General features: G+C 71.5%; 21 protein-coding genes. 15 read left to right on the top strand and 6 right to left on the bottom strand.

Going from position 1 to position 24,674, the window contains the following annotated elements:
* Positions 1 to 300 precede the first annotated feature (300 nt).
* Positions 301 to 1,047 (top strand): ferritin-like fold-containing protein, encoded by a 747-nt coding sequence (locus tag AV521_RS25325; RefSeq protein ID WP_076090981.1) that lies wholly within the window; start codon positions 301 to 303, stop codon positions 1,045 to 1,047.
* A 104-nt stretch (positions 1,048 to 1,151) separates the two neighbouring features.
* Here the strand turns inward: AV521_RS25325 and AV521_RS25320 are convergent, their stop codons facing one another.
* The 4 genes from AV521_RS25320 to AV521_RS25305 form a co-directional block, all read right to left on the bottom strand.
* Complete coding sequence (locus AV521_RS25320; RefSeq protein ID WP_076091177.1) at positions 1,152 to 1,421, bottom strand: hypothetical protein; 270 nt, start codon at positions 1,419 to 1,421, stop codon at positions 1,152 to 1,154.
* 205 nt (positions 1,422 to 1,626) lie between these two features.
* Positions 1,627 to 1,854, bottom strand: coding sequence for a DUF3107 domain-containing protein (locus tag AV521_RS25315; protein ID WP_076090979.1), 228 nt, complete (start codon positions 1,852 to 1,854; stop codon positions 1,627 to 1,629).
* 144 nt (positions 1,855 to 1,998) lie between these two features.
* Positions 1,999 to 2,640, bottom strand: a complete 642-nt coding sequence (locus AV521_RS25310; protein ID WP_076090977.1) for a TetR/AcrR family transcriptional regulator — start codon at positions 2,638 to 2,640, stop codon at positions 1,999 to 2,001.
* Positions 2,641 to 2,797: 157 nt separating this feature from the next.
* Positions 2,798 to 3,019: a hypothetical protein gene (locus tag AV521_RS25305; protein ID WP_076090975.1), complete on the bottom strand. Its 222-nt coding sequence runs from the start codon at positions 3,017 to 3,019 to the stop codon at positions 2,798 to 2,800.
* A 255-nt stretch (positions 3,020 to 3,274) separates the two neighbouring features.
* Between AV521_RS25305 and AV521_RS25300 the strand changes: the two genes are divergently transcribed.
* The 13 genes from AV521_RS25300 to AV521_RS25245 all read left to right on the top strand — a co-directional run bounded on the left by AV521_RS25300 (position 3,275) and on the right by AV521_RS25245 (position 19,282).
* Entirely contained in the window at positions 3,275 to 4,279 is a 1,005-nt protein-coding gene (locus AV521_RS25300) for an alpha/beta fold hydrolase (RefSeq protein ID WP_107481006.1), read from the top strand.
* A gap of 7 nt (positions 4,280 to 4,286) precedes the next feature.
* Positions 4,287 to 5,807 (top strand): DUF3152 domain-containing protein, encoded by a 1,521-nt coding sequence (locus tag AV521_RS25295; protein WP_076090973.1) that lies wholly within the window; start codon positions 4,287 to 4,289, stop codon positions 5,805 to 5,807.
* Positions 5,808 to 5,863: 56 nt separating this feature from the next.
* Entirely contained in the window at positions 5,864 to 5,959 is a 96-nt protein-coding gene (locus AV521_RS52755; protein WP_371917062.1) for an Ms4533A family Cys-rich leader peptide, read from the top strand.
* A gap of 193 nt (positions 5,960 to 6,152) precedes the next feature.
* Positions 6,153 to 7,871, top strand: a complete 1,719-nt coding sequence (locus tag AV521_RS25290; RefSeq protein ID WP_076090971.1) for an ABC transporter substrate-binding protein — start codon at positions 6,153 to 6,155, stop codon at positions 7,869 to 7,871.
* A gap of 4 nt (positions 7,872 to 7,875) precedes the next feature.
* Entirely contained in the window at positions 7,876 to 8,886 is a 1,011-nt protein-coding gene (locus tag AV521_RS25285) for an ABC transporter permease (protein WP_076090969.1), read from the top strand.
* Positions 8,883 to 9,881, top strand: coding sequence for an ABC transporter permease (locus AV521_RS25280; protein WP_076090967.1), 999 nt, complete (start codon positions 8,883 to 8,885; stop codon positions 9,879 to 9,881). Before AV521_RS25285 ends, AV521_RS25280 begins: the two co-directional genes overlap by 4 nt.
* A complete protein-coding gene (locus AV521_RS25275) occupies positions 9,878 to 11,470 on the top strand; it encodes an ABC transporter ATP-binding protein (RefSeq protein WP_076090965.1) in 1,593 nt (530 codons plus the stop codon). Before AV521_RS25280 ends, AV521_RS25275 begins: the two co-directional genes overlap by 4 nt.
* 201 nt (positions 11,471 to 11,671) lie before the next feature.
* A complete protein-coding gene (locus AV521_RS25270) occupies positions 11,672 to 13,378 on the top strand; it encodes a DUF3492 domain-containing protein (protein ID WP_076090963.1) in 1,707 nt (568 codons plus the stop codon).
* On the top strand, positions 13,378 to 14,931 hold the full coding sequence (locus tag AV521_RS25265) for a hypothetical protein (RefSeq protein WP_305965187.1): 1,554 nt from the start codon (positions 13,378 to 13,380) through the stop codon (positions 14,929 to 14,931). The genes AV521_RS25270 and AV521_RS25265 overlap by 1 nt, the downstream gene beginning before the upstream one ends.
* A gap of 529 nt (positions 14,932 to 15,460) precedes the next feature.
* Complete coding sequence (locus tag AV521_RS25260) at positions 15,461 to 16,420, top strand: NAD(P)-dependent oxidoreductase (RefSeq protein WP_076090961.1); 960 nt, start codon at positions 15,461 to 15,463, stop codon at positions 16,418 to 16,420.
* Positions 16,408 to 17,157: a spherulation-specific family 4 protein gene (locus AV521_RS25255; protein ID WP_076090959.1), complete on the top strand. Its 750-nt coding sequence runs from the start codon at positions 16,408 to 16,410 to the stop codon at positions 17,155 to 17,157. Before AV521_RS25260 ends, AV521_RS25255 begins: the two co-directional genes overlap by 13 nt.
* Positions 17,158 to 17,220: 63 nt before the next feature.
* The gene (gene moeZ, locus AV521_RS25250) at positions 17,221 to 18,399 is read left to right on the top strand and encodes an adenylyltransferase/sulfurtransferase MoeZ (protein ID WP_076090957.1); all 1,179 of its coding nucleotides are present in this window, start codon (positions 17,221 to 17,223) and stop codon (positions 18,397 to 18,399) included.
* 223 nt (positions 18,400 to 18,622) lie between these two features.
* Positions 18,623 to 19,282, top strand: coding sequence for an NADPH-dependent FMN reductase (locus AV521_RS25245; RefSeq protein ID WP_076090955.1), 660 nt, complete (start codon positions 18,623 to 18,625; stop codon positions 19,280 to 19,282).
* A 25-nt stretch (positions 19,283 to 19,307) separates the two neighbouring features.
* Here the strand turns inward: AV521_RS25245 and AV521_RS25240 are convergent, their stop codons facing one another.
* Complete coding sequence (locus AV521_RS25240; RefSeq protein ID WP_076090953.1) at positions 19,308 to 20,852, bottom strand: alpha/beta hydrolase; 1,545 nt, start codon at positions 20,850 to 20,852, stop codon at positions 19,308 to 19,310.
* Positions 20,853 to 21,052: 200 nt separating this feature from the next.
* Entirely contained in the window at positions 21,053 to 23,863 is a 2,811-nt protein-coding gene (locus AV521_RS25235; RefSeq protein WP_076090951.1) for a lysylphosphatidylglycerol synthase domain-containing protein, read from the bottom strand.
* A 186-nt stretch (positions 23,864 to 24,049) separates the two neighbouring features.
* Here AV521_RS25235 and AV521_RS25230 point away from each other — a divergent pair, with 186 nt between their 5' ends.
* A complete protein-coding gene (locus tag AV521_RS25230; protein ID WP_076090949.1) occupies positions 24,050 to 24,436 on the top strand; it encodes an MGMT family protein in 387 nt (128 codons plus the stop codon).
* Positions 24,437 to 24,674 lie beyond the last annotated feature (238 nt).

Raw genomic sequence — 24,674 nt, 5'->3', positions numbered from 1 at the left:
GCCGTAAAGCACGGGACCTCTGCCGACGCTCTAGCGCTCGTACCGCTGAGGGTTCCTCCGGTCGTCGTACGCACTGTGTCGTACGGCCAGGGAGGGCTGTCGGGTCGGAGCCGATCGGGCCACCGACCGGGCATCCTCATGCGTGCGCCCTGTCGGGAGACGTCGAACACCGTCGACGCACTCTGGCAGGCGCATTACCACCATACCCCGGATTCACGCACATGCGATGGCCGATTTGGTCACGTCATGGTGGTCACACTGATCCACCAGGGCCTTCCGGGGTCACGCGAGCGGACTATTGTGCGCCTCATGACTAGCTCTGACAAGCCTGAGAAGGACTCCGCAGCGCCCACGGGCGTCGCCGCCCAGGACTGGGCGCGGGCCTCCGCCGACCCGCATTACCGTGCCGCCGTCGTGGACCTGCTCGGCGCGCTCGCGTACGGGGAGCTGGCGGCGTTCGAGCGGCTCGCGGAGGACGCGAAGCTCGCGCCGACCCTCGCGGACAAGGCGGAGCTGGCGAAGATGGCCTCGGCCGAGTTCCACCACTTCGAGCGGCTGCGGGACCGGCTGACCGAGATCGGCGAGGAGCCGACGGCCGCCATGGACCCGTTCGTCGCCGCGCTCGACGGCTTCCACCGGCAGACCGCGCCCTCGGACTGGCTGGAGGGCCTGGTCAAGGCGTACGTCGGCGACTCGATCGCGAGCGACTTCTACCGGGAGGTCGCGGCCCGGCTCGACTCCGACACCCGGGAACTGGTTCTCGCCGTTCTCGACGACACCGGGCACGCCGAGTTCGCGGTGGAGAAGGTGCGGGCCGCCATCGACGCCGACCCGCGCGTGGGCGGCCGGCTGGCGCTGTGGGCGCGGCGGCTGATGGGAGAGGCGCTGTCGCAGTCCCAGCGGGTGGTCGCCGACCGGGACGCGCTGTCCACGATGCTCGTGGGCGGGGTGGCCGACGGGTTCGATCTTGCCGAGGTCGGGAGGATGTTCTCGCGGATCACCGAGGCGCACACCAAGCGGATGGCTGCGCTGGGCTTGGCGGCGTAGCTCCCAGTGGGGGGTGGCTGCGGGGAGTCGCGCGGCTGCGGGTCTGTTGCGGCCTGTCGCGCAGTTCCCCGCGCCCCTGGGGGCCCGCCGCAAAAGTGCCGGTGCTACGCCGTCGCTGATCGTCGGCGCAGGCCCGCTGACGGGCGCAGGAGGAGGGACAGGGACGCTGCCGAGATGATCGCGGCGCCCAGGAGGCTCAGCCAGGCGGCGCCGGGGCCGAGTGCGGTGTGGGTGACGAAGTCGCCGAAGAGGGCACCGGCCACACCTGTCGAGAGGACCAGCGGGCGGGCCGGAAGGCGGTGCGACAGGCGGTACACCGCCGCCCCGGCGAGGATCAGACCGAGCACTGCGGATCCGAGTGCTTCCAGGATCATGTCGGGTCCCTCCCACGGCCGGTCCGGCCAGATACGGTCGTAGCCCGTCATACCCGTGACCTGCGGAGTACAACCCTCCGCTGTGGAGAACTCGTGTTCCAACTGTGAGCACAGACCGTGCAGAAGCCTACGGAAGACCGTGGTCACGCCCCACGTGAAAGGGCCCGGTGGCACACAGTCACCGGGCCCTTTTCACTCCGTCGGCCTACAGCGCGCCGAACCCCACCTTGCGCACGGTCGGCTCGCCGATCTCCACGTACGCCAGGCGGTCGGTCGGCACCAGGACCTTGCGGCCCTTCTCGTCCTCAAGGCTCAGCAACTGCGTCTTGCCGGCCAGCGCCTCGGACACCAGGCGCTCGACCTCCTCGACGCTCTGACCGCTCTCCAGAACGATCTCGCGGGGCGCGTGCTGCACGCCGATCTTGACCTCCACGGCTTTGTCCCTCCGACGGTCAGTGATGTGCGCGATCTTCCGCGCCGTACCCAGCACACATTAGTCCGGTGAGGGGACGTACACGCTGCGGGCCGGAACGCCGTCAGCGAACAGGATGCGGGAACAAACAGCCGTCAGCGGTGCTCAGTGGTGTTCGGTGCCGTGCAGCGGGAAGCCGGCGATGCCCCGCCAGGCCAGCGAGGTCAGCAGCTGCACCGCCTGGTCGCGCGGCACGCTGCGGTCGCTGTGCAGCCAGGAGCGGGCCACCACCTGGGCCAGACCGCCGAGGCCGGAGGCCAGCAGCATCGACTCCGCGCGCGACAGGCCGGTGTCCTCGGCGATGACCTCGCAGATCGCCTCGGCGCAGTCGTTCGTGACCTTGTCGACGCGCTCGCGGACCGCGGGCTCGTTCGTCAGGTCCGACTCGAAGACCAGCCGGAACGCGCCGCCGTCGTCCTCGACGTACGCGAAATAGGCGTCCATCGTGGCCCGGACACGCTGTTTGTTGTCGGTCGTCGAGGCCAGCGCGCCCCGCACGGACTGGATCAGCGACTCGCAGTGCTGGTCCAGCAGGGCCAGATACAGGTCGAGCTTGCCGGGGAAGTGCTGGTAGAGCACCGGCTTGCTCACGCCGGCCCGCTCGGCGATGTCGTCCATCGCCGCGGCGTGATAGCCCTGCGCGACGAAAACCTCCTGGGCCGCGCCCAGCAGCTGGTTCCGTCGGGCTCGGCGCGGCAGACGGGTGCCACGCGGGCGTGCCGCCTCAGTTTGCTCGATGGCTGTCACGCCGCCTCCCAAAGTCGTCCATATCGCGGTGTCAGCCGCGCGGCCATCGTACTTTTCGGTAACCGTGGTGTGCGCGGTGCGAGCGCAGAATTTCACGTACCGGACGGTGGCGAAAGCGGCACCGGGCTCCGGGTGCGGCCGCGGGACCGCGTCGGGGTCAGCGGTAGTCGTCCTCGTCGAGTGAGACGACACGCGCCTGTTCGACCAGATCGGCCACATTCGCACGGTCCGGGTCCACGCCTGTCAGCGGGTCGTCATGCTCCGGTGTGAGTTCGGCGTGCTGCTCGGCGGCGTCCCCCTCGGGTGCCTCGACGTCGATCTCGGCCGGGTCGGTCTCCAGATCGTCCTCGGTCCCGTCCGGCTCTGTGGGATAGGCCATGGTGGGCTCCCTTCCTACTAACGTCCCTGGAAGCAGCAGGGGCCACATACGGGTGCCCTCGGTACGAGCCTAGGAGACACCCCTCCCGTGCGCCATGCCGTCTCGTCCGTTCGCTGCCCTTGTTCACCGATGAACACCGGTGTTCACCGATCGCGTACGTTCCGCTCACACTCGTCCGGTTCGCCTGTCACTCTCGGTTCACTCTGTGACCGCGAACACACGAACCCCGGCGTGATCACCTCGTAACATTGCCGCATGTCTTCGACCGAGTCACCGTCCGTGCCGGCCGCCAGTGTGCTTCCGAAAGTGGCGCCCGTCCGGATCGGCGAGGGCGAGCGGCTGCGGTCCGTGGGGCTGCCCGGGGTCACCCTGTCGATCCGTTCCCGCCGTCCCGCGCGCGAAGGCCTCCCGCCCGCGCTGTACGTCCACGGGCTCGGCGGCTCCTCGCAGAACTGGTCGACGCTGATGGCCCAGCTGGACGGCGTCGTCGACAGCGAGGCGCTCGACCTGCCCGGCTTCGGTGACTCGCCGCCCCCGGACGACGGGAACTACTCCGTCACCGGGCACGCGCGCGCGGTGATCCGCTATCTCGACGCGGCCGACCGCGGCCCGGTCCACCTGCTCGGCAACTCGCTCGGCGGCGCGGTCACCACGCGCGTGGCCGCCGTACGACCCGACCTCGTCCGTACGCTCACCCTGGTGTCGCCCGCTCTGCCGGAGCTGCGCATCCAGCGCGCCGCGGCGCCGACCGCGCTGCTCGGCGTGCCCGGGGTCGCGGCCCTGTTCACCCGGCTCACCAAGGAGTGGACGGCCGAGCAGCGGGTGCGCGGGGTCATGGCGCTCTGCTACGGCGACCCGTCGCGGGTGTCGCCCGAGGCGTTCCAGGACGCCGTGGAGGAGCTGGAGCGGCGGCTGCAGCTGCCGTACTTCTGGGACGCGATGGCCCGCTCCGCGCGCGGGATCGTCAACGCGTACACGCTCGGCGGGCAGCACGGGCTGTGGCGCCAGGCCGAGCGCGTGCTCGCTCCGACCCTGCTCGTCTACGGCGGCCGCGACCAGCTCGTCGGCTTCCGCATGTCCGGCCGTGCCGCCCGCTCCTTCCGTGACTCCCGCCTGCTGTCCCTGCCGGACGCCGGGCATGTGGCGATGATGGAGTACCCGGACGTGGTGGCCACGGCGTTCCGCGAACTCCTCGTGGACACCGGGCAGTCGGGCACGGACGCCGAGGACGCCGTCACCGTTCCGGGCGCGGGGAGCTGAGGCCCGCGTGGGACGCCACAGCCGGCGGGGCCCGGCCCCCAAGGACGACTCCGCGGACATAACCGCCGACCGCACACCCCAGCAGGACACCCGCCCGAGCGCCGGCAGGAACGTTCCGGGGCAAGGGGGCGCATCCGGGGTGCCGTATGGGGCAGGGCCTTACGGTGCTGCTGGGCCGCGAGGCGGGCAGCCGCTGCTGCCGGGCCAGCGACAGGCGACGATGGGCGGCACGCCGGCCCATGGTGTTCCGAGGCTTCCCGACGGGACTCCGGCGCACGGTGTGCCCCGATTCCCCGACGGCACCCCCGCGCAGGGGGTCCCGAGGTTTCCCGACGGCACCCCCGCGCGCGGTGTGCCCCGTTTTCCTGGGGGTGCTGGCGCTCGTGGTGGACACCCGCAGCAGCGGGAAGCCGGTGGTGGCTGGGGTGAGTTCGCGGGGGCGGCCGGGCCCGGTGCCGTACTTCCGCGGCAGCGCCCGGCGGGGCCGGGGCCGGGGGCAGGGCGGGGAGCCGGGCCTCGGCAGGAGTATCTCGACGCCTTCGCCGACGGGCGCGGTGGCGCGGCCGGAGCCGACGAGGACATCGACGTCTTCGCACCCCGCAAGGGGGCGTCTCGCCCCGCCGAGGAGCACCCGGCCGAAGCGCCGGAGGCACGCGCCCCGGAAGGGGCGCGGGGAACCGCGCGAGCAACCGAGGCGCACCCGCAGTCGCGAGACGACGGAACCACCCCCCAGGGAGCGCCTCGCGGCAGGACCCTCACGGGTATCGCCGCGGCCGCCGTCACCACCGTGCTCGCGGTGATCGTCGCCGGACAGGTGGCCAAGTCGCAGGACCACAGCGGTACGCAGTCGCGGTCCGCGCCCGACCAGGCAGGTGACGCGCGTGCCGAGGGCGGCCGGACCCCGTCCGCCTCGCCCGGCACGGTCACGCTGTCGTACGAGCAGAAGATGGACCGGAAGTACCCGCTCAGCGCCACGCTGAAGGGCTCCGGGAAGTTCGACGCGGTGCCCGGTTTCGCCAAGGCGCCCGGCACCGGGCGGAAGTACACCTATCGCGTGGACGTCGAGCAGGGCATGGGCCTGGACGGTGAGCTGTTCGCCGAGGCCGTGCAGAAGACCCTGAACGACGACCGTAGTTGGGCCCACGGTGGCGCCCGTACCTTCGAGCGGATCTCCTCCGGCAAGCCCGACTTCGTGATCACCCTGGCGAGCCCCGGTACGACCGCCCAGTGGTGCGCCAAGTCCGGGCTGGACACCACGGAGGACAACGTCTCCTGCGACTCCGCCTCCACCGACCGAGTGATGATCAATGCATACAGGTGGGCCCAGGGAAGCAGGACATACGGGGACGAAATCCACCCCTACCGGCAGATGTTGATCAATCATGAGATCGGCCACCGGCTCGGGTACGGCCATGTGAGCTGCCAGAAGAACGGCGAACTCGCTCCCGTCATGCAGCAGCAGACCAAGTTCCTCGACCATGACGGAATCCACTGTCTGCCCAATCCCTGGCCGTATCCGGGGAGTTGACAGGCGCCGCTCACGTCACATTGACATGAGGCGTATGTTCGTTCATATTTCTGCGCATGTGGTCCAGTCATGCCGTCCGTGAGAGCGCAGCCATCGAGCTGGCGCTCATCGGCGTGACCGCGCTCTGCGTGTCCGACGTGCACTGTCGCTGACGCCGCCTCCCCGGCGTTCGCGTCGCGACCTTTCCTCATTTCTCCGTCCGTGACCGTGGTCACGGATTTTTCGGCGACCCGGCGTCGGGGCCGACGTCTGCTCGCAGTCGTCTCACTCCTCGTCCACACGTCTCATTCTTCGAGAAGCCCTTGATCAGGGCCCCGATCATTTCCCCGAGAGGTCGTCATTCCGATGCGTCAACCGTCCGTCATAGCGCGCCGCGTGGCAGCGGCATCCGTCAGCCTGGTCGTGGCAGCGGGCGCCGCCGCCTGCGGCCCGAAGGACAACGATGCCAAGGGCTCCGGTGGCGACTCCACGCCCCACAAGGGCGGCACCCTGACGGTGCTGAACTCCGAGCCGCAGACCGACTTCGACCCGGCCCGCCTCTACACCTCCGGCGGCGGAAACGTCCCTTCGCTGGTCTTCCGCACCCTCACCACGCGCAACCGCGAGAACGGCGCGGCCGGTTCCAAGGTCGTCCCCGACCTCGCCACCGACACCGGACGCCCCGCCAAGGACGCGACCGTATGGACGTACACCTTGAAGAAGGGCCTCAAGTACGAGGACGGTACGCCGATCACCTCGGCCGACATCAAGTACGGCATCGAGCGCTCCTTCGCCCCCGAGCTGTCCGGCGGCGCGCCGTACCTGCGTGACTGGCTGGTCGGCGCCGCCGACTACCAGGGGCCGTACAAGGACAAGAAGGGGCTCTCGGCGATCGAGACGCCGGATGCCCGGACCATCGTCTTCCATCTGAACAAGCCCGAGGGCGAGTTCCCGTTCCTCGCCACCCAGACGCAGTTCTCGCCGGTGCCCAAGAGCAAGGACAACGGCACCAAGTACGAGGAGCACCCGATCTCGTCCGGCCCGTACAAGGTCGTCAAGAACGAGAACGACGGCGAGCACGTGCTCCTCGCGCGCAACACGTACTGGTCGGCGGCCACCGACGCCGAGCGCAAGGCGTACCCGGACACCATCGACGTCCGTTCCGGCCTCGACTCCTCCGTGATCAACCAGCGGCTGTCCGCCTCCCAGGGTGCGGACGCGGCCGCGGTCACCACGGACACCAACCTCGGACCGGCGGAACTCGCCAAGGTCAGCGGGGACAAGGCACTCGCCGCGCGCGTGGGAACCGGCCACTTCGGCTACACGAACTACATCGCGTTCAACCCGACCGTGAAGCCGTTCGACAATCCGAAGGTGCGGGAGGCGATCGCGTACGCCGTCGACCGGTCCTCGGTGGTCAACGCGGCCGGCGGCAGCGCGCTCGCGGAGTCCGCGACCACCTTCCTGCCCAACCAGAAGTCCTTCGGCTACACGCCGTACGACCCGTTCACGGCCGGCGCCTCCGGCAACCCGGCCAAGGCCAGGGAGCTGCTCGCCCAGGCCGGTTACAAGAGCGGGCTCACCATCACGCTGACCCACTCCAACGCCAGGGACTTCGAGACCAGCCCGGAGATCGCGACCGCCGTCCAGGACGCGCTCAAGAAGGCCGGCATCGCGGTCAAGCTGCAGGGCCTGGAACTGAACGACTACAAGGACAAGATCCACAGCGTGAAGACCGAGCCCGGTTTCTTCCTCGCGCACTGGGGTGCCGACTGGCCCTCCGGCGGCCCCTTCCTGGCCCCGATCTTCGACGGCCGGCAGATCGTCAAGGATGGAGCCAACTTCAACACGGGCCTGCTCAATGACAAGTCGGTCAATGACGAGATTGACGCGATCAACAAATTGACCGACCTTGACGCGGCCGCCAAGCGATGGGGTGCACTGGACAAGAAGATCGGCGAGAAAGCCCTCGTCGTGCCGCTGTTCCACCCGGTCTACAAGCGTCTGTACGGCTCGGACGTCAAGAACATCGTCATCAGCGACTGGACCGGCGTGCTGGACATCTCCCAGGTCGCGGTGAAGTGACGCCGTGAGCGAGGCACTTGTCGCCGTCGAGACCGCCGGGGCGGACACCTCCGTCCCGGCGGTCTCGGGGGCACGTCAGTTCTGGCGGCGGCTGCGTGCGCAGCGCGCCGCCCTGGTCGCCGCGGCCGTCGTCGCGCTGCTCGTCCTTGTCGCGCTCGCCGCGCCGCTGCTCACCGCGCTGGAGGGCCAGGACCCCACCACGTACCACCCCTCCCTGATCGACTCCGCGCGCGGGGGCGTGCCCGTCGGCTCCTTCGGCGGCATCGGCGCCGACCACTGGCTGGGAGTCGAACCGCAGACCGGACGCGACATGTTCGCCCGGCTGGTCTACGGGGCGCGGGTGTCACTGGGGGTGGCCCTGGCGGCGACGGTGGTGCAGGTCGCCATCGGTGTCGCCGTCGGTGTGGCCTCCGCGCTCGGCAACCGATGGGTTGATCAACTGTTGAGCAGGGCCACGGACATCATCGTCTCGATGCCGTTGATGATCATGTCGCTGGCACTGCTGGCCATCGTGCCCGCCGGCTTTCCGCGGCCGGTCCTGGTCACCCTCGTCATCGGCCTGATCGCCTGGGGCACCGTCGCGAAGATCGTGCGGGCCCAGACCCTCTCCTTGAAGGGGCTCGACTACGTCTCCGCGGCCCGCCTGAGCGGCTGGGGCGCCTGGCGGATCGCCCGCCGGGAACTGCTGCCCGGACTCGCCGCACCCGTCATCACCTATGCGGCGCTGCTCGTGCCCACGAACATCACGGTGGAGGCGGCCCTGTCCTTCCTCGGCGTGGGCGTGAAGCCTCCGACCCCCTCCTGGGGGCAGATGCTCACCGCCGCCGACGTCTGGTACCAGGCCGCGCCGCAGTACCTGCTGCTGCCGGCCGGCGCTCTGTTCGTCACCGTCCTCGCCCTCACCGTCCTGGGTGACGGCGTGCGCACCGCCCTCGACCCGCGCGCCGCCTCGCGCCTGCGCGTCGGCACCGGTCGCAGGGAGCCCGCAGCGAGCGAGAAGGAGGGAACCGCATGAGCGGCTTCGGTGGATTCCTGCTGCGCCGGGCCGTGGGCACGGTGGTCACCCTGCTCGCCATCTCGGTGATCGTCTACGTCGTCTTCTACGCCACCCCCGGCAACGTCGCCCAGATCACCTGCGGCCCGCGCTGCTCTCCGGAACAGGTGCACCAGGTCGCCGCACAGCTGAAACTGGGCGACCCGCTGTACCTGCGCTACTGGCACTTCCTGCAGGGCCTCTTCGTCGGCCAGGACTTCTCCACGGGCACCTCGGTGGAGCACTGCACGGCACCCTGCCTGGGGCAGTCGTACCAGACCGACCAGCAGGTCCTGGACATCATCCTGACCAAGCTGCCCGTCAGCCTGTCGCTCGTCCTCGGCGCCATGGTGCTGTGGCTGGTCCTCGGCGTCGGCACCGGTGTCCTGTCCGCGTGGCGGCGCGGCCGGGTCTCCGAGCGGGTGCTGACCGCCGTCACCCTCGCGGGCACGGCCACGCCCGTCTTCGTCATCGGCCTCGTCCTGATGATCGTCGTCTGCGGCGAACTCCAGCTGCTGCCCTTCCCGGAGTACGTGAACTTCACGGACGATCCCGAGCAGTGGGCCTGGAACCTGCTGCTGCCCTGGCTCTCCCTCGCGCTGATCGAGGCCGCCGCCTTCGCCCGCCTCACCAGGGCCGCCATGCTGGAGACCCTGGCGGAGGACCACATCCGCACCTTCCGCGCGTACGGCGCCGGGGAGCGCTCCATCGTCGGCCGGCACGCCCTGCGCGGCGCCATGGCGCCCGTCATCGCTCTGAACGCCAACAATGTCGGCTCCGCCGTCGGTGGTGCCGTCCTCACCGAGACCCTGTTCGGCCTGCCCGGCATCGGCCAGGAGCTGGTGCACGCGGTGAAGGTCGTCGATCTGCCGGTGGTCGTCGGCATGGTCCTGGTCATCGGCTTCTTCGTGGTCCTCGCCAACGCCGTCGCGGACGTCCTGTACGCGGTGGCCGACCGACGGGTGGTGCTCGTATGAGCCTGGTCGAAGTCACCGACCTGACGGTCGAGTTCGGCTCCCTGCGGGCCGTGGACGGACTCTCCTTCAGCCTGGCCGAGGGCGCCGCGCTGGCCCTCGTCGGCGAGTCCGGCTCCGGCAAGTCCACGGTCGCGGGCGCCCTGCTGGGCCTGCACCGGGACACGGGGGCCCGGGTCACCGGCTCGGTCCACGTGGCCGGCACGGACGTACAGGCCGCTCAGGACGAGGAACTGCGGCGGCTGCGCGGTGCGAAGGCAGCCATGGTCTTCCAGGACCCGCTGTCCTCGCTCGACCCGTACTACGCGATCGGCGACCAGATCGCCGAGGTCTATCGCGTGCACACGCGCGTGTCGCGTCGTACCGCACACGCGCGTGCCGTGGAGGTGCTGGAGCGGGTTGGAATTCCGGACGCGGTACGGCGCTCCCGGTCCCGGCCGCACGAGTTCAGCGGCGGAATGCGCCAGCGCGCCCTCATCGCCATGGCGCTCGCCTGCGAGCCGGACCTGCTGATCGCCGACGAGCCGACCACCGCCCTCGACGTCACCGTCCAGGCGCAGATCCTCGACCTGCTGCACACGCTGCGCGAGGAGACCGGGATGGGCCTGCTGCTCGTCACGCACGACGTGGGCGTCGCCGCCGAGAGCGTGGACGACCTCCTCGTGATGCGGCACGGCAGGGCCGTCGAGCACGGCCCCGTCGGCACGGTCCTCGCCGCGCCCGCCGAGGCGTACACCCGCGAACTCCTCGACGCAGTCCCGCGCGTGGACGCACGCCGCACCGGCTCGCGGGCCGCCGACGAGGCTGTGCTGGAGGCCACCGGACTGCGGCGCGAGTTCGGGCGCGGCAAGCGGGCGTTCGCGGCCGTGGACGACGTCTCGCTGACCGTCCGCCGGGGCGAGACCCTCGGCGTGGTCGGCGAGAGCGGCAGCGGCAAGACCACGCTCGGCCGGATGCTGGTCGGCCTGCTGGAGCCGACGGCCGGCGCGATCCGCTACGCGGGCCGCCCGCACACCGGCGTGAACCCGGCCGTCCAGATGGTCTTCCAGGACCCCGTCTCCTCCCTCAACCCCCGCCGCAGCGTGGGCGAGTCCATCGCCGACCCGCTCCGCGCGCGGGGAGAACGAGACGAGCGGCGCATCCGGGGGCGCGTCATGGAACTGCTGGAGCGCGTGGGGCTCGACAGGGCGCACTACGACCGCTACCCGCACGAGTTCAGCGGTGGCCAGCGCCAGCGCATCGGCATCGCCCGGGCCCTCGCCGCCGAACCGCGCGTCATCGTCTGTGACGAGCCGGTCTCCGCGCTCGACGTGACCACGCAGGCCCAGGTGGTCGAGCTGCTGGGCGAACTCCAGCGGGAACTCGGCCTGGCGCTGGTCTTCATCGCCCATGACCTCGCCGTCGTACGGCAGGTCAGCGACCGGGTCGCCGTGATGCGCCGGGGCCGGATCGTCGAGTACGGGCCGGCCGACGAGGTGTACGACAGCCCACGCGAGCCGTACACCAGGCAGCTCCTGGCCGCCGTACCCGCACTCGATCCGGAGCTGGCGGCCCAGCGGCGTGCGGCTCGTCGGGAGCCGGCCGTGGCGTAACGTTTTGTGCTTGGTCGATCGCAGTGTGAAGCCCTAGCGCGGCCGAACGCGACCCGCACGCGAAAGTTACGACCGTTCACCCCTTTTGGTGGTGCGACGGACAACCGTCCGTCGCACCACCGCCTTGTCCCCTTACGTTCGTCCCGCTGCGAGCCGCCGGGACAACGGCGGCTCCCCAGACGGGAGATCGGGGGTGCACACGTGCGCATCGGACTGCTTACGGAGGGTGGCTACCCTTATGTGAGCGGTGACGCCGGACTCTGGTGCGACCGGCTCGTACGCGGGCTGGAGCAGCACGAGTTCGACATCTACGCGCTCAGCCGCAGCCGGCGCCAGGAGGAGGACGGCTGGGTCCCGCTGCCGCCGCACGTCGACCGGGTACGTACGGCGCCGCTGTGGAAGTCCGAGGACGACGGGGTCGCTCACGGGCGGCGCGCGCGCCGGCGCTTCACCGAGTGCTACGGCGAACTCGTCGGGGCGATCTGCGCCGGGACCGGGGCCGACGCCGCCTCCGAGGGTGCGGCCGCCGATCTGCCGGACCGTTTCGGCAGCGCGCTGTACGGACTCGCGGAACTCGCCCGCGAGTACGGCGGACTCGTCGGCGCCCTGCGCTCGGACGCCGCCGTGCACGCCCTCGAACGCGCTTGCCGCGCCCCCGGCGCGCTGCGCACGGCGCACGAGGCGCGCGTACCCGATCTGCTCACCGTCACCGCGCACCTCGAACGCGCCCTGCGCCCCCTCTCGCTCGACTGGTACGGCGACGACGGCCTCGGCGCGGCCGACCTCTGCCACGCCGCCGCCGGAGGGTCCGCCGCCCTGCCCGGGCTGCTCGCCCGCCACTTCTCCGACGTGCCGCTGCTCGTCACCGAGTACGGCGTACCGCTCCGCTCGCACTATCTGGCCCTCGGCCCCGACACAGCCGCCCCCGCCGTACGCGCGCTGCTCGGCGCCTTCCAGGGCCGGCTCGCCGCGGAGGTCTACCGGCAGGCCGAGATCCTCACCCCCGGCAACGCCCACGCCCGCCGCTGGCAGGAACGGTGCGGTGCCGACCGGGCCCGGATCCGCACCGTCCACCCGGGCATGGACGCCGCCCGCTTCGCGGAGGTCGGCGAGGCCCCGGACCGCGCCGAACCGGACACGCTGATCTGGGTCGGGCGCATCGAACCCGCCAAGGACCTCATCTCGCTGCTGCACGCCTTCGCCGAGGTCCGCAAGGAGGAGCCCAACGCGCGGCTCAGGATCGTCGGCGCGCCCTCGGGACCCGAGGGAGCGGCCTACCTCGGCCACTGCCGGGCGCTCGCCGCACAGCTCTTCCCGGACGAGGCGGAGGGCGTGCACGCCGTCGGCGACAACCCGGTCTCCTTCGAGGAGATCGGCGGCCCGGAGGCTCCCACACTGCCCGACGCGTACGCCGCCGGAGCGGTCGTCGTGCTGTCCAGCGTGGTCGAGGGCTTCCCGATCGGCCTCATCGAGGCCATGCTCTGCGGCCGGGCCACGGTCTCCACCGACGTCGGCGCGGTGGTGGAGGTCATCGGGGGCACCGGCCTCGTCGTGCCCCCGCGCAATCCGAGGGCGCTCGCGGAGGCGTGTGTGGCGCTGCTGCGCGACCCCGAGCGCCGTGAGCGCCTGGGTGCCGCCGCGCGCGCCCGCGCGCTCGAACTGTTCACCGTCGAGCAGAACATCGCAGCATTTCACGACATTTACCTGGAGATCGTCTCGCACTGTCCGGTCCGCCGGGTCGTCCTCGACGAGGCCGGCGCACCTCTGCCGTTCGCCGTCCCCGCCGAGTCCCACGTCTCCGGCCGCTGGACCGGCCCCACGGCGGGCGTCCTGCCCCGGACCGTTCCCGGCTGGGCCACGGCCGCACCGGTACGCGCGACACCGCTGGCGGCTGCGGAGGGGGCGTGATGAGCGGGCTGAGCGGATGGAAGGTGCCGGGGGAGCCGGAAGGCTCGGGTCCGGCCGCCGTGCCGGGTGCTTCCGGTGACACGGAGCGCGCGGCTGGTGCGCCGGGCGGGCTGGACCGGCCCGGGGCGCCCCGGGGAGCAGAACCCTGGGACCCGCGGCCGGGCGAGTGGGGCGAGGGAGACCGGGGTGGCGACTGGGGTGGTGAGGAGGCCTGGTCCGGCGAGACCCCGTCGGGTCGCGCGGGCTCTTCCGTGCCGTCCGGCTCCGTGCCCGGTGCGGGTGGCCCCGCCGATGTCGCTGACCGGCCCGGCCCCGTACCGCTTGCGGCGAGCGTCCTGACCCGGGCGGAACCGGAGGATCCGGGTTCGCTCAACTCGCTGTCCGGCAACGGGTGTTCGGGTGGTCCGGAGTCGGGCAAGCGGCGCGTCGCCGCACCCCGGCGGGGAGCCGGCGACCCTGTGAAGGCGCTGCTGCACCAGCACCGCGACCTGTGCGAGCGGGCCGTGGACCCCTTGGAGATCGCCGCCGGGCTGGAGGCGCAGGGCGTCACCGACCGGACCGCCGCCCGCTTCCGCCACCGCGACGTCTTCTCGCTCGCCGAGGAGCTGTACGCGCGCGTGCCACGGGGCGGCGAGCAAGGCCCCAGCACCGAGCCCCTCCCCGCACCCCGTGTCCGCGCGGACTGGATCCTGCTCACCCTCCTGCCCGGCGCCCTCGGCGCGGCCACCCTGGCCGGACTCCGCCTCACCCAGGGCCACCCCCGCCTCCTGGTCGCCCTCGCGGGCGTCCTCGCCGTCGCCCTCGCCGTGCGTGCCGCGCTGCGCCGTGGTCCCCTGGCCGGCCCGGCCGGCCCGGCCGGCACCGGCACACACGCGTGGCGCACGGCGAACGGCACGCGCGCGTGGACCCTCTGGCTTCTCGCGTACGCCCTCCTCGGCGACGGTCTCCTCAGGGCCGCCGTGACGGGTGGCCCCGACACCCTGCCGACCGGCGCCCCGGACGGCCCCTGGCCCATCGCCACCGCGCCCGTCCTGGCCCTGACGCTGGCCTGCGCCCCGGCCGCCTGGTGCGCCCATCTGCTCGCCGCGGGCGCGCGACGCAGGCTCGCCGGCAGCCGGGGCCTCGGGGACTTCACGGCCGCCGCCAAACCGTTGCTGTTCGGCACCTTCGCCCTGTTCCTGGGCGCGCTCGCCGCACTGCTCCTGGTGTGCGGCGCCGTCCTGCACGAGCCCGCGGCCTACCCGCAGTCCCTCGCCCTGGGCGCGCTGCTCCTGCTCGCCCGCCTGCTCACCGTGCACCACCACCGGCACGCCCCGGCCGTGGTGCTCGGCGCCGCGGCGGCCACGGAGGCGCTGTCCGTCGCCCTGCCACTGGCCGCGAGGCTGCCCGGCTGCGCGGTCCTGTCGGCCCCCGTACAGACCCTCGTGAGCGCCTGGGGCGTGGCCGCCGTTCCGGCCCTCGCCTGTGGGGTCGCGGCGCTGGCCCTGCTGGTCCACGCCGGCCGCACCCTCACCCAGGCCTCGGCACACGCGCCCACGGGAGCCCCCGAGTGAACCTTCCGCCACCGGCCCGAACCACCGCCGGAGGCGGTCGCACCACCCCTTTTGAAGGAGAAAGCCAGATGACCACCTCCCGACCCGGAGCGTCCGGAGCCCCCGGAGCCCCCGGCTCGTCCGCAGCTGCCGCAGCCGTGGGCGCAGGAGCCGCCGGGACCGCCGGAGCCGGAGTCCGGGGACTCACCGGATCCGCCGGCACCGTGAGAGCGGGCGGACCCACCGCACCCTCCTGGCCCACCGGGGCCTCTTGGCCCACTGGGGCCTCTTCGCCCACCGGGGCCTCCTGGCCCACCGGGGCCCTTTGGCCCACCGCACCCGTGGGCCCCGCCAGGCACAGCGGCCCCATCAGTCCCGCAGCCCGTGCCAGTCACACCGATCACGCCAGCCACGTGGGTCCTGTCAGTCACAGCGGCCGCATCAGTCGTGCCGCCGCTGCCCGTCACACTGGTCCCGCCAGTCACATGGAACCTGTCAGCCACACCGGCCCCGCCCGTCACGCCAGTGCCCACACCCCGGGAGCCGCCCGATGAGGGTTCTGCTGATCGGAGCCAACGGATACATCGGCCGCTTCGTCGCCGACCGCCTGCTCGCCGACCCGGCCGTCCAGCTGACCGCGCTCGGCCGCGGCGACGACGCCGACGTCCGCTTCGACCTCGCCACCGGCAGCCCCGGCGCACTCACCCGCTTCCTCGACGCGGTGCACCCCGGGGTCGTGATCAACTGCGCGGGCGCCATCCGCGGCGGCGCCCGCGAGCTCACCCGGCACAACACCGTGGCCGTCGCCACCGTCTGCGAGGCTCTGCGCCGCAGCGGCTGCGGCGCCCGCCTGGTGCAGATCGGATGCAGCGCCGAGTACGGGCCGAGCCAGCCCGGTTCCTCCACCGCCGAGGACGCCGTACCGCGCCCCGGCGGCCCGTACGGCGTCAGCAAGCTCGCCGCGACCGAACTGGTCCTCGGCTCCGGCCTGGACGCCGTCGTGCTGCGCGTCTTCTCACCGGCGGGGCCCGGCACCCCGGCCGGCTCCCCGCTGGGCCGGCTCGCCGAGGCCATGCGGCGGGCCATGCAGTCCGGCGACGGCGAACTCAAACTCGGCGGCCTCGGCGTCCAGCGCGACTTCGTCGACGTACGCGATGTCGCCCGTGCCGTGCACGCCGCGTCGCTCTCCGCCGCCCAGGGCGTCATCAACATCGGCTCCGGCCGCTCCGTCCGTCTCCGCGACGCCGCCGCCGTCCTCGCGCGCGTGGCCGGGTACGGCGGTGCCCTCCACGAGCTCGACGCCCCGCCCGGCCCGCTGCGCGGCGCCATCGGCCACCCCCGCGCCGACTCCGACCACGCGGCCCCGGTGGCGTACCCGTACCCGGACGGCTGCGGCAGCTGGCAGCAGGCCGATGTGCGCACCGCGCGCGACCGGCTCGGCTGGCGGCCCCGCATCAACCTCGAAGAATCCCTGGCCGACATCTGGATGGAGGCGGCATGCCGCATCTGACCAGCACCACAGCAGGCACCACGAGCACCGGCCTGCGCACCGCCCTCGGCATCCCCGGCTACGCCCATCCGCTCGTCGCCCCCGCCCAGTGGGCCGAACTCGCCCGCCCGGGCACCCCGTTGAACTGGGTGGTCCTCAACGTCGCCGGGGGCCCCGGCAGCCGCCCGGACCCGCACTGCCTGGAAGCCGCGGGCCGGCTGCGCGGCACGGGTGTCCGGGTCCTCGGCCACCTGGACCTCACCCACGGCGCCCGCGCCTTCGGCGACCTGCTCTCCGACGCCCACCGCCACCTCGACTGGTACCGGGTCGACGGCTTCCTGCTGGACCGCTGCCCCACCGACCGCACCGCGCTCCCCGAGGTCCGCCGTGCGGTCACCACCCTCCGGGCGATCAGTGACACCGCCCACATGGTCCTCGGCCACGGCTGCCACCCGTACCCCGGGTACGCGGAGCACGCCGACCAGCTGGTGACCTTCTCGGGCGCCTGGTCCGACTACCGCTGGTCGCAGGTCGCCGAGTGGACCGCCGACTATCCGCCCGACCGCTTCTGCCACTTCGTGCACAGCGTGCCCCGTGGCCACCTGGAGGAGGCGCTGCGCATCGCACGCTGGCAGGGAGCGGCGACGATCTACTTCACCGACCGCACGGACCGCCGCGGCCGCGCCGACCCCTGGGAGACGATGCCCGGCTACTGGGACGAAATCGTCTCGCGTATCGGAACAGGTGTCTCGGAATGAAGAAGGCCGTGGCAGTGTTACGAGGAGAACAACTGTAGTGATTGACCGATCAACGGAGTCCCCGTGTCGCTGCCACCCCTGGTCGAGCCAGCTGCTGAGCTCACCGTAGACGAGGTCCGCAGGTACTCCCGCCACCTGATCATCCCCGACGTCGGGATGGACGGGCAGAAGCGGCTGAAGAACGCCAAGGTGCTCTGTGTGGGCGCCGGCGGCCTGGGCTCGCCGGCGCTGATGTACCTGGCCGCCGCGGGCGTGGGCACCCTCGGCATCGTGGAGTTCGACGAGGTCGACGAGTCGAACCTGCAGCGCCAGATCATCCACAGTCAGTCCGACATCGGCCGGTCCAAGGCGGAGTCCGCCCGTGACACCGTCAAGGGCATCAACCCGTACGTGAACGTGGTCCTTCACGAGGAGCGGCTCGAAGCCGAGAACGTGATGGACATCTTCAGCCAGTACGACCTGATCGTCGACGGCACGGACAACTTCGCGACCCGGTACCTGGTCAACGACGCCTGCGTGCTGCTGAACAAGCCGTACGTGTGGGGTTCGATCTACCGCTTCGACGGTCAGGCGTCCGTCTTCTGGTCCGAGCACGGCCCCTGCTACCGCTGCCTCTACCCGGAGCCCCCGCCCCCCGGCATGGTCCCCTCCTGCGCCGAGGGCGGCGTCCTGGGCGTGCTGTGCGCGTCCATCGGCTCCATCCAGGTCAACGAGGCCATCAAGCTCCTCGCGGGCATCGGTGAGCCGCTGGTCGGCCGCCTGATGATCTACGACGCCCTGGAGATGCAGTACCGCCAGGTCAAGGTCCGCAAGGACCCGAACTGCGCGGTCTGCGGCGAGAACCCGACGGTCACCGAACTCATCGACTACGAGGCCTTCTGCGGCGTCGTGTCGGAGGAGGCCCAGGAGGCCGCCCTCGGCTCGACGATCACTCCGAAGCAGCTCAAGGAGTGGATCGACGACGGCCAGAACATCGAGATCATCGACGTCCGCGAGCCGAACGAGTACGAGATCGTCTCCATCCCGGGCGCCAAGCTGATCCCGAAGAACGAGTTCCTCATGGGCGCCGCCCTGCAGACCCTCCCGCAGGACAAGAAGATCGTCCTGCATTGCAAGACGGGTGTCCGCAGTGCGGAAGTCCTCGCCGTCCTGAAGTCCGCGGGCTTCGCCGACGCCGTCCACGTGGGCGGCGGCGTCATCGGCTGGGTCAACCAGATCGAACCGCACAAGCCGGTCTACTGATCAACAGTCCCGCCGACCTGCGGGACAGAAGAAGCCCACGGCTGTGACCGGTTCGGATGCCGTGGGCTTCTGTCGTTGTTGTGGGTTGGCGTCGGCTGGTCGCGGACGGTCACAGGGCGGCACAGCTGCGGTCCTCCCCTGTCGCGTGACGTCCGTCGGGGAACCACACTGGTTGGTGGGGCGCCCTCCAGGAGGCGCTTGCCCGCGACGGAAGGACGGACCCATGCCCACGGACTCGCTTCCCGGCCCGCTGCGGTTCCTGGTCTTCGGCGCGGCCCTGCGGGCCGATTCGACCAACGCCCGTCTCGCCTCCCTCGTGGCCCGGCTCATCTCCGACACCGGTGCCGCCGTCGACCTCGCCGGCATGCGCGACTTCGACATGCCCTTGTACGACGGTGACATGGAGGCCGGCGAAGGGCTGCCGCACGGCGCCCTCGCCCTGCGCGACCGGCTTGAGCAGAGCGACGCCCTCGTCATTTCCTCGCCGGAGTACAACGCCTCCGTGCCGGGAGTGCTGAAGAACGCGATCGACTGGGTCTCGCGTGTCAGGCCGCAGCCGTTCAAGACCAAGCACGCGCTGCTCGTCTCCGCCTCGCCGTCGCTGGTCGGCGGCAACCGCGGGTTGTGGGCTCTGCGCATTCCCCTGGAACACCTGGGCACCCGTGTCTACCCGGACATGTTCAGCGTGGCCAACAGCTACCAGGCCTTCGCCGAAGACGGAACGCTGGCCGATCCGGGGCTGCAACAACGTCTCAGCGAGACCGTGTCGGGTTTCCTCAGCCTCGTCGAAGCGGACGTGCGCTACGTCTGCCTCGAACGCCGTTGGTACGAGTTCCTGGGAGACCGTACCGAGGCGGCCATCACCCAGCGGGCCGAGAAGTGACGCCGTACCCGGGCTCCCGTGCGCCTCAGGAGCAGACCGTGCCGGTCTGCGGTTCCTTGCCGTCCAGCAGGTAGGCGTTCACCGCGCTCTGTACGCACTTGTCCTTGCTGTCGTACGCGCCGTGCCCCTGGCCCTTGTACGTCAGCTCGACGGCGACGCCCTTGCCGAGAGCCTCGACCATCTTCTTCGCGCCCTCGTACGGGGTGGCCGGGTCACCGGTGTTGCCGACGACGAGGATGGGCGCCGAACCGGGTGCGCTGACGTCGGGGTGATCGGCGGCGCCCGGTACGGCCCAGTCGGTGCAACTGACCATGCCCCAGGCCAGGTAGTCCCCGAACAGCGGGGAGGCGGCGCGGAACTCCGGCAGCTTCTGCTGGATGTCGTCGGCGGTGTACCGCGGTTTCTCGTCGGCGCAGTTGATGGCGGTGTTCGCCGCGGTGATGTTGCTGTACTCGCCGTTCTCGCTGCGGCCGTTCATCGAGTCGGACAGCAGCATCAGGATCTTGCCGTCGCCCTCGTACGCCTGCTGCAGGCCCTCGGTGAGGTACTCCCAGAAATCCTTGGAGTAAAGGGACTGTGCGATGCCGTTGGTCGCGGCGGTCTGGGTGAGCTGACGCGGCGGGATGCCCGGGATCGGCTTCTGCTCCAGGTCGTTCAGGAGTTTCGCGATGCGGTCCTTCACATCCTGCGCGGTGTTGCCGATCGGGCACTCCGAGGTCTTCGAGGTGCAGTCCTGGGCGAAGTTGTCGAGCGCGAGCTGGAAGCCCTTGGCCTGTCCCAGCGCGCTCTCTTCGGGGTTCTGCGTGGGGTCGACGACGGCGTCGAGCACGGCCCGGCCGACGTTCCTGGGGAACAAGTGGGCGTACACACCGCCGAGTTCGGTGCCGTAGGAGATGCCGAAGTAGTGCAGCTTGTCGTCGCCGAGGACCTGGCGCATCAGGTCCATGTCGCGGGCCGCGTCCGTGGTCGCCACGTGCGGGAGGATCTGCCGGGAGTTCTTCTCACAGGCCGCGTTGAACTGCTTGGTGCGGTTCACCAGCGCGGTGCGCTCGGCACCGTTGTCGGGCGTCGAGTCCTGCTGGAAGTACGTGTCCAGCTGGGCGTCGCTCTCGCACTTCACCGGCGCGCTGCGGCCGACCCCGCGCGGGTCGAAGCTGACCAGGTCGTAGCGGGCGCGCAGGGCGGCGTAGTCCTCGCCGAACGCGGGCAGCGTGCTGACACCGCTGCCGCCGGGCCCGCCGAAGTTGAACACCAGCGAGCCGATCCGCTTGCTCGCGGGGCCGCTGGCCCTGGCGCGGATCAGGGCGATGCCGATGGTGTCGCCCTTCGGTTTGCTCCAGTCCAGCGGTGCCTGCATGGTGGCGCACTGCCAGGTGCCGCCGCCCGGCAGCGGGGAGGGGGCGGTGCCGCCGCCCTCCGCCTCGGACGGAGCAGGGCAGTCCTTCCAGTCCAGCTGCTGTGCCGAGAGATCGCCGCCCTTGGCGCCGTCGCCGCATCCGGCCAGCAGGGCGGACAGCAGCAGGGCAGAGGTGGTCAGGGCGGCGGCGCGCAGCCGGGAGGGATTCGCCATGTCCCCATCCTGGGGGCGTGCACGCCGGTGCGCGCGGGGCACGAGCCGTACGAGGTACGCGCACTGCCGTCATGACCAGGGGCGCACCTCTGCCGCGTCGGGGTGCGCACTTCTGCCACGACGGGGTGCGCACTTCTGCCATGAGGAGACGTGCACACCTGCCATGACCAGGCGCGCCCCCGCCCATGGGGCTCCCCTGCCTACAGAGCTCCCTTGCGGGTGAGGTGGTTGAAGGCCAGCCAGCCCGGGAGCACCGGCAGCCACAGCGTCAGCAGGCGGTACAGCAGCACGGCCGGAGCGGCGACCTCCTTGGGGAGGCCGAAGGCGATCAGGCCGAGCGTGAGGCTCGCCTCCACCGCGCCCACGCCGCCCGGGGTGGGCGCCGCGGACCCGAGCGCGTTGCCGGCCAGGAAGACGACGGCGACGCTGGCGATGCTGAGCGAGGCGGTGCCGTTGCCGAAAGCCCGGACGGAGGCGTCCAGGCACATCACGAAGCAGGCCGTCAGCAGAAGCATGCCGCCGATGCCGGTGACGAGCTTCTGCGGCCGCTGCAGCACATCGAGCATGCGCGGTACGACACCGGCGAAAAGCGACCGCACGCGCGTGACGACGAATTTCCGCAGGAACGGTACCGAGGTCACCACGAGCACCAGCACCGCCACCGTCAGCAGACCCGCGATGACAGTCCGGGACGGCGACAGCGACGGCGTCTTCTCCGTGCCGGTCAGATAGCCGAAGGACAGCAGCATCAGGATGTGGCAGCCGAGCCCGAACAACTGCGATGCGCCGACGCTCGCCACCGCGAGCCCGGCGCGCACGCCGGCGCGCTGCAGGAAGCGCGTGTTGAGGGCGACACCACCGACCGCGGCAGGCGCCACGATCTTCACGAAGGACCCGGCGACCTGCGCCGCCGCCGTCCGCAGGAACGGCACCCGCTCCGGCACGAAGCCCAGCAGCGCCATCGCCGCGGCGACATAGCTGAGCGCGGAGAACGCCACCGCGGCGAGCACCCAGCCCCACTGGGCCTGCGCGAACAGCGTGCCGAACTCGATGTGGGTGAGCTGCGTCAGCAGGTAGTACCCGCCGATGGCACCCGCGATGAAGCTGATGAGCGTGCGCGGCCGCACCCGTTCCAGGCGGGCCGGCTCCACGGGCGCCTGCGGCCTGATCCGCAGCACCTCGTGCCGGATCTGGGTGAGCAGATCCTCCTCGCGGGCCTCGTCGAGGGCTTCGTCCATGGCCCGCCGCTCCGCACGCTGCTCGGCGCGGACCGTCTTCTTGCCGGAATTCTCGAGTGCGGGCTCGCTGGTCTCCGCGGCCTCCTCCAGGCGGGCCTGCTTGGCCTGCCGGGACGCTTCCAGCACCGCTTCCCGTTCGCGCTGGGCGCGCTCCCGGGCCAGCCGGCGCAGCGTCGCGCGCGTGGAGCGCGTGAGCGCGATCGGCTGCAGCATCGGAAGGCAGTCGGCGACCGCGTCGGGGCCGAGCACGCCGACCGCCGAGGCCACCGCCCGCTCGGCGCCCACCCGCAGACCGAGCGTCGTGACGAGCTGCGCCACATCCATGCGCAGCAGCAGCTCACCGGCCGCGATCTCGCCACCGCGCAACTCCGTGAGGATCACCCTGCCGGAACGATCCACCAGAATCGCGTCACCTGCGAGCCTGCGGTGCGCGATGCGCCGTGACTGCAGCGCCTGCACCTGGTGCCAGGTGTTCCGCAGCAGCTCGTCGGTGATCTCCGTGTCGGCCAGCGAGTCCAGCATGCGCCCGCCGGAGTGCTCGTAGACGAGCATGACGGCGTCGGGGCCGAGTTCGGAGGTGGCGATCAGCTTGGGCGCGTTGGCGCCGGCCGCGATCGCCGCGTACGCCAGCAGCGCCTCCTGTTCCAGCGCCTGGCGCAGCGACTGCAGGCTGGAGCGGGTGGCGAAACCGCGCAGGGTGAGATTGCGCCACGCGCGGTAGAAGAAGCCCTGGGCCTGCTGTTCCCGGTCCACGACCGTGACATCCAGCGGCGGGCCGTCCTCCAGGGTGACGAAGTAGCGTCGGCCGCGGTCGCCGTTCTCCGACTCCGCGGCCTCCTCGCGGGCCGCGCTGACGGGGTGGAAGCCGACGTGCCTGAGGCCCGCCATCAGCGTCTGCCCGGTGGGGCGGACGTTGGGGGAGCCGACGGCGTACAGCGTGCCGTAGGCGATCGTCCAGCCGATCAGCACCGTCAGGATGATCGAGAACGGGGTGGTGTAGCCCGTGACCAGCATCGAGAACGCGTCGAGCAGCAGCACCATCCACAGCACCGCGCGCCATCTGGGTCTGCGGGACATGCCGACGGCCGTCATATAGGCGATGACGGGGGCCAGATAGCCGTGCACGGGGTCGGTCAGGGCGTGGATGTCGCCCGGCGAGGGCTGGGTGAGCGCCTGCTGGATCGAGTCCGGTGCGGCCCGCGCGACCCACAGGTCGGTCGCCAGGGTCACTCCGTGGGCGAGGACGGCCGCGAGGACGCCGTCGGCGATGCGCAGCCCGTCCCGTTTGATCAGCCGCTCGATCGCGAAGGCGACCGGCACCAGCAGGATCGCGATGCTGGAGGCCAGACCCGCGATCTTGATGAGCAGGTCGGGGGCCTGTCCGGTGCCCTTGTTGATGTCCTGTTCGAGGCCCGAGGTGGTGCCGTGCGCGAACGCGGCGATCGCGAGCAGCACCACGATGGCGAGCAGGCCCACCAGGAGCCGCATGAGGTCGGAGGGGCGGTGCACGCGCGCGGGGAGCAGCGGTTCGTCGCCCTCCACGGCCTCGGCGTGCGGATCGTCGTCTGCGCCCGGACCGTGGTCGGGGGGCGTGTTCTCCGGGACGTGCGCCCCCTCGCTCTCGTGGTGGTCGTTCTCACGCGCGCGCACGTCGTTGCCCTGCTCACGCGCGCGCGTGCCCTCGCCCTTGGACGCCCCGCCGGCGGTGTCGGGGCGCGCGGCGGCGTCAGGGGTGCCCGCCCCGCTCTCGGGATGCACGCCCTGCTGATTCATGGTCTCTTCTTGGTCTCGTATCACCAGTCACCGCCCGCACGATGGTGGCATGCCCCACCGGCACACGCGGGCATCAGGGTGCGGATGCGCGGGCGCACAGTCTGCCGGAAGCGCCGTCCCGGGGCGAGAGGGCCGTACCCCGCGGCCCGCGCCGCGATGTCGGTGGGGTGCGGCAGGATGGGACGAATGAGCGAGCCGAGCCCTGCCGAGGACACCCGCGAGGAGTACGCGGACGCGCTGCCGGAGTACGCCGAGCGGGTCCTCGACGTCGCGGAGCGGATTCCGCCGGGGCGGGTCATGACGTACGGCGATGTCGCCGAGTGGCTCCAGGAAGGGGGACCGCGCCAGGTCGGCCGGGTGATGTCGCTCTACGGCGGCGCCGTCCCGTGGTGGCGGGTCGTACGAGCCGACGGGGCGCTGCTGCCCGGCCACGAGCTGAGCGCGCTCGACCACTACCGCGCGGAGGGCACACCGCTGAAGGAGGCGGCCCGGAGCGCCGAGGGGCATCTGCCGCGACTCGACATGCGGCGGGCCCGTTGGGACGGCGGGGCGGGCGCGGATGGTCACACCTGAAAGCTTCCGCCATCGGATGCCTTCGGAGGGAGCCCGTAGCCCGTATGGGTGACATGGGGGACGTCCGTGGCATGACGTACGTTCGTGGGGTGTGGGACGCGCGTGGCGCGAGCGCCGCGAGAGAAGAAGCGGAAGCCCTGCTTCCGTCCGGCGGGGCGGCGTAGCGTCGCCTGCACGTGTCCCCCTCACCCCGCGGCCACCGTCACGCACGCGTGACCGCCCGCCCACCAGCACAACC

Origin of the sequence: Streptomyces sp. IMTB 2501 (genome assembly GCF_001953885.1) — a bacterium.
GTDB lineage: Bacteria > Actinomycetota > Actinomycetes > Streptomycetales > Streptomycetaceae > Streptomyces.
This window is presented reverse-complemented; position numbering and strand designations above follow the sequence as displayed.

Coding starts and splice junctions, on each gene's coding strand:
- AV521_RS25320 (WP_076091177.1), bottom strand. CDS start 1,421: ATGATCCTGGAAGCACTCGGATCCGCAGTGCTCGGTCTGATCCTCGCC.
- AV521_RS25305 (WP_076090975.1), bottom strand. CDS start 3,019: ATGGCCTATCCCACAGAGCCGGACGGGACCGAGGACGATCTGGAGACC.
- AV521_RS25300 (WP_107481006.1), top strand. CDS start 3,275: ATGTCTTCGACCGAGTCACCGTCCGTGCCGGCCGCCAGTGTGCTTCCG.
- AV521_RS52755 (WP_371917062.1), top strand. CDS start 5,864: ATGTGGTCCAGTCATGCCGTCCGTGAGAGCGCAGCCATCGAGCTGGCG.
- AV521_RS25290 (WP_076090971.1), top strand. CDS start 6,153: ATGCGTCAACCGTCCGTCATAGCGCGCCGCGTGGCAGCGGCATCCGTC.
- AV521_RS25280 (WP_076090967.1), top strand. CDS start 8,883: ATGAGCGGCTTCGGTGGATTCCTGCTGCGCCGGGCCGTGGGCACGGTG.
- AV521_RS25275 (WP_076090965.1), top strand. CDS start 9,878: ATGAGCCTGGTCGAAGTCACCGACCTGACGGTCGAGTTCGGCTCCCTG.
- AV521_RS25265 (WP_305965187.1), top strand. CDS start 13,378: ATGAGCGGGCTGAGCGGATGGAAGGTGCCGGGGGAGCCGGAAGGCTCG.
- AV521_RS25260 (WP_076090961.1), top strand. CDS start 15,461: ATGAGGGTTCTGCTGATCGGAGCCAACGGATACATCGGCCGCTTCGTC.
- AV521_RS25255 (WP_076090959.1), top strand. CDS start 16,408: ATGCCGCATCTGACCAGCACCACAGCAGGCACCACGAGCACCGGCCTG.
- AV521_RS25245 (WP_076090955.1), top strand. CDS start 18,623: ATGCCCACGGACTCGCTTCCCGGCCCGCTGCGGTTCCTGGTCTTCGGC.
- AV521_RS25240 (WP_076090953.1), bottom strand. CDS start 20,852: ATGGCGAATCCCTCCCGGCTGCGCGCCGCCGCCCTGACCACCTCTGCC.
- AV521_RS25235 (WP_076090951.1), bottom strand. CDS start 23,863: ATGAATCAGCAGGGCGTGCATCCCGAGAGCGGGGCGGGCACCCCTGAC.
- AV521_RS25230 (WP_076090949.1), top strand. CDS start 24,050: ATGAGCGAGCCGAGCCCTGCCGAGGACACCCGCGAGGAGTACGCGGAC.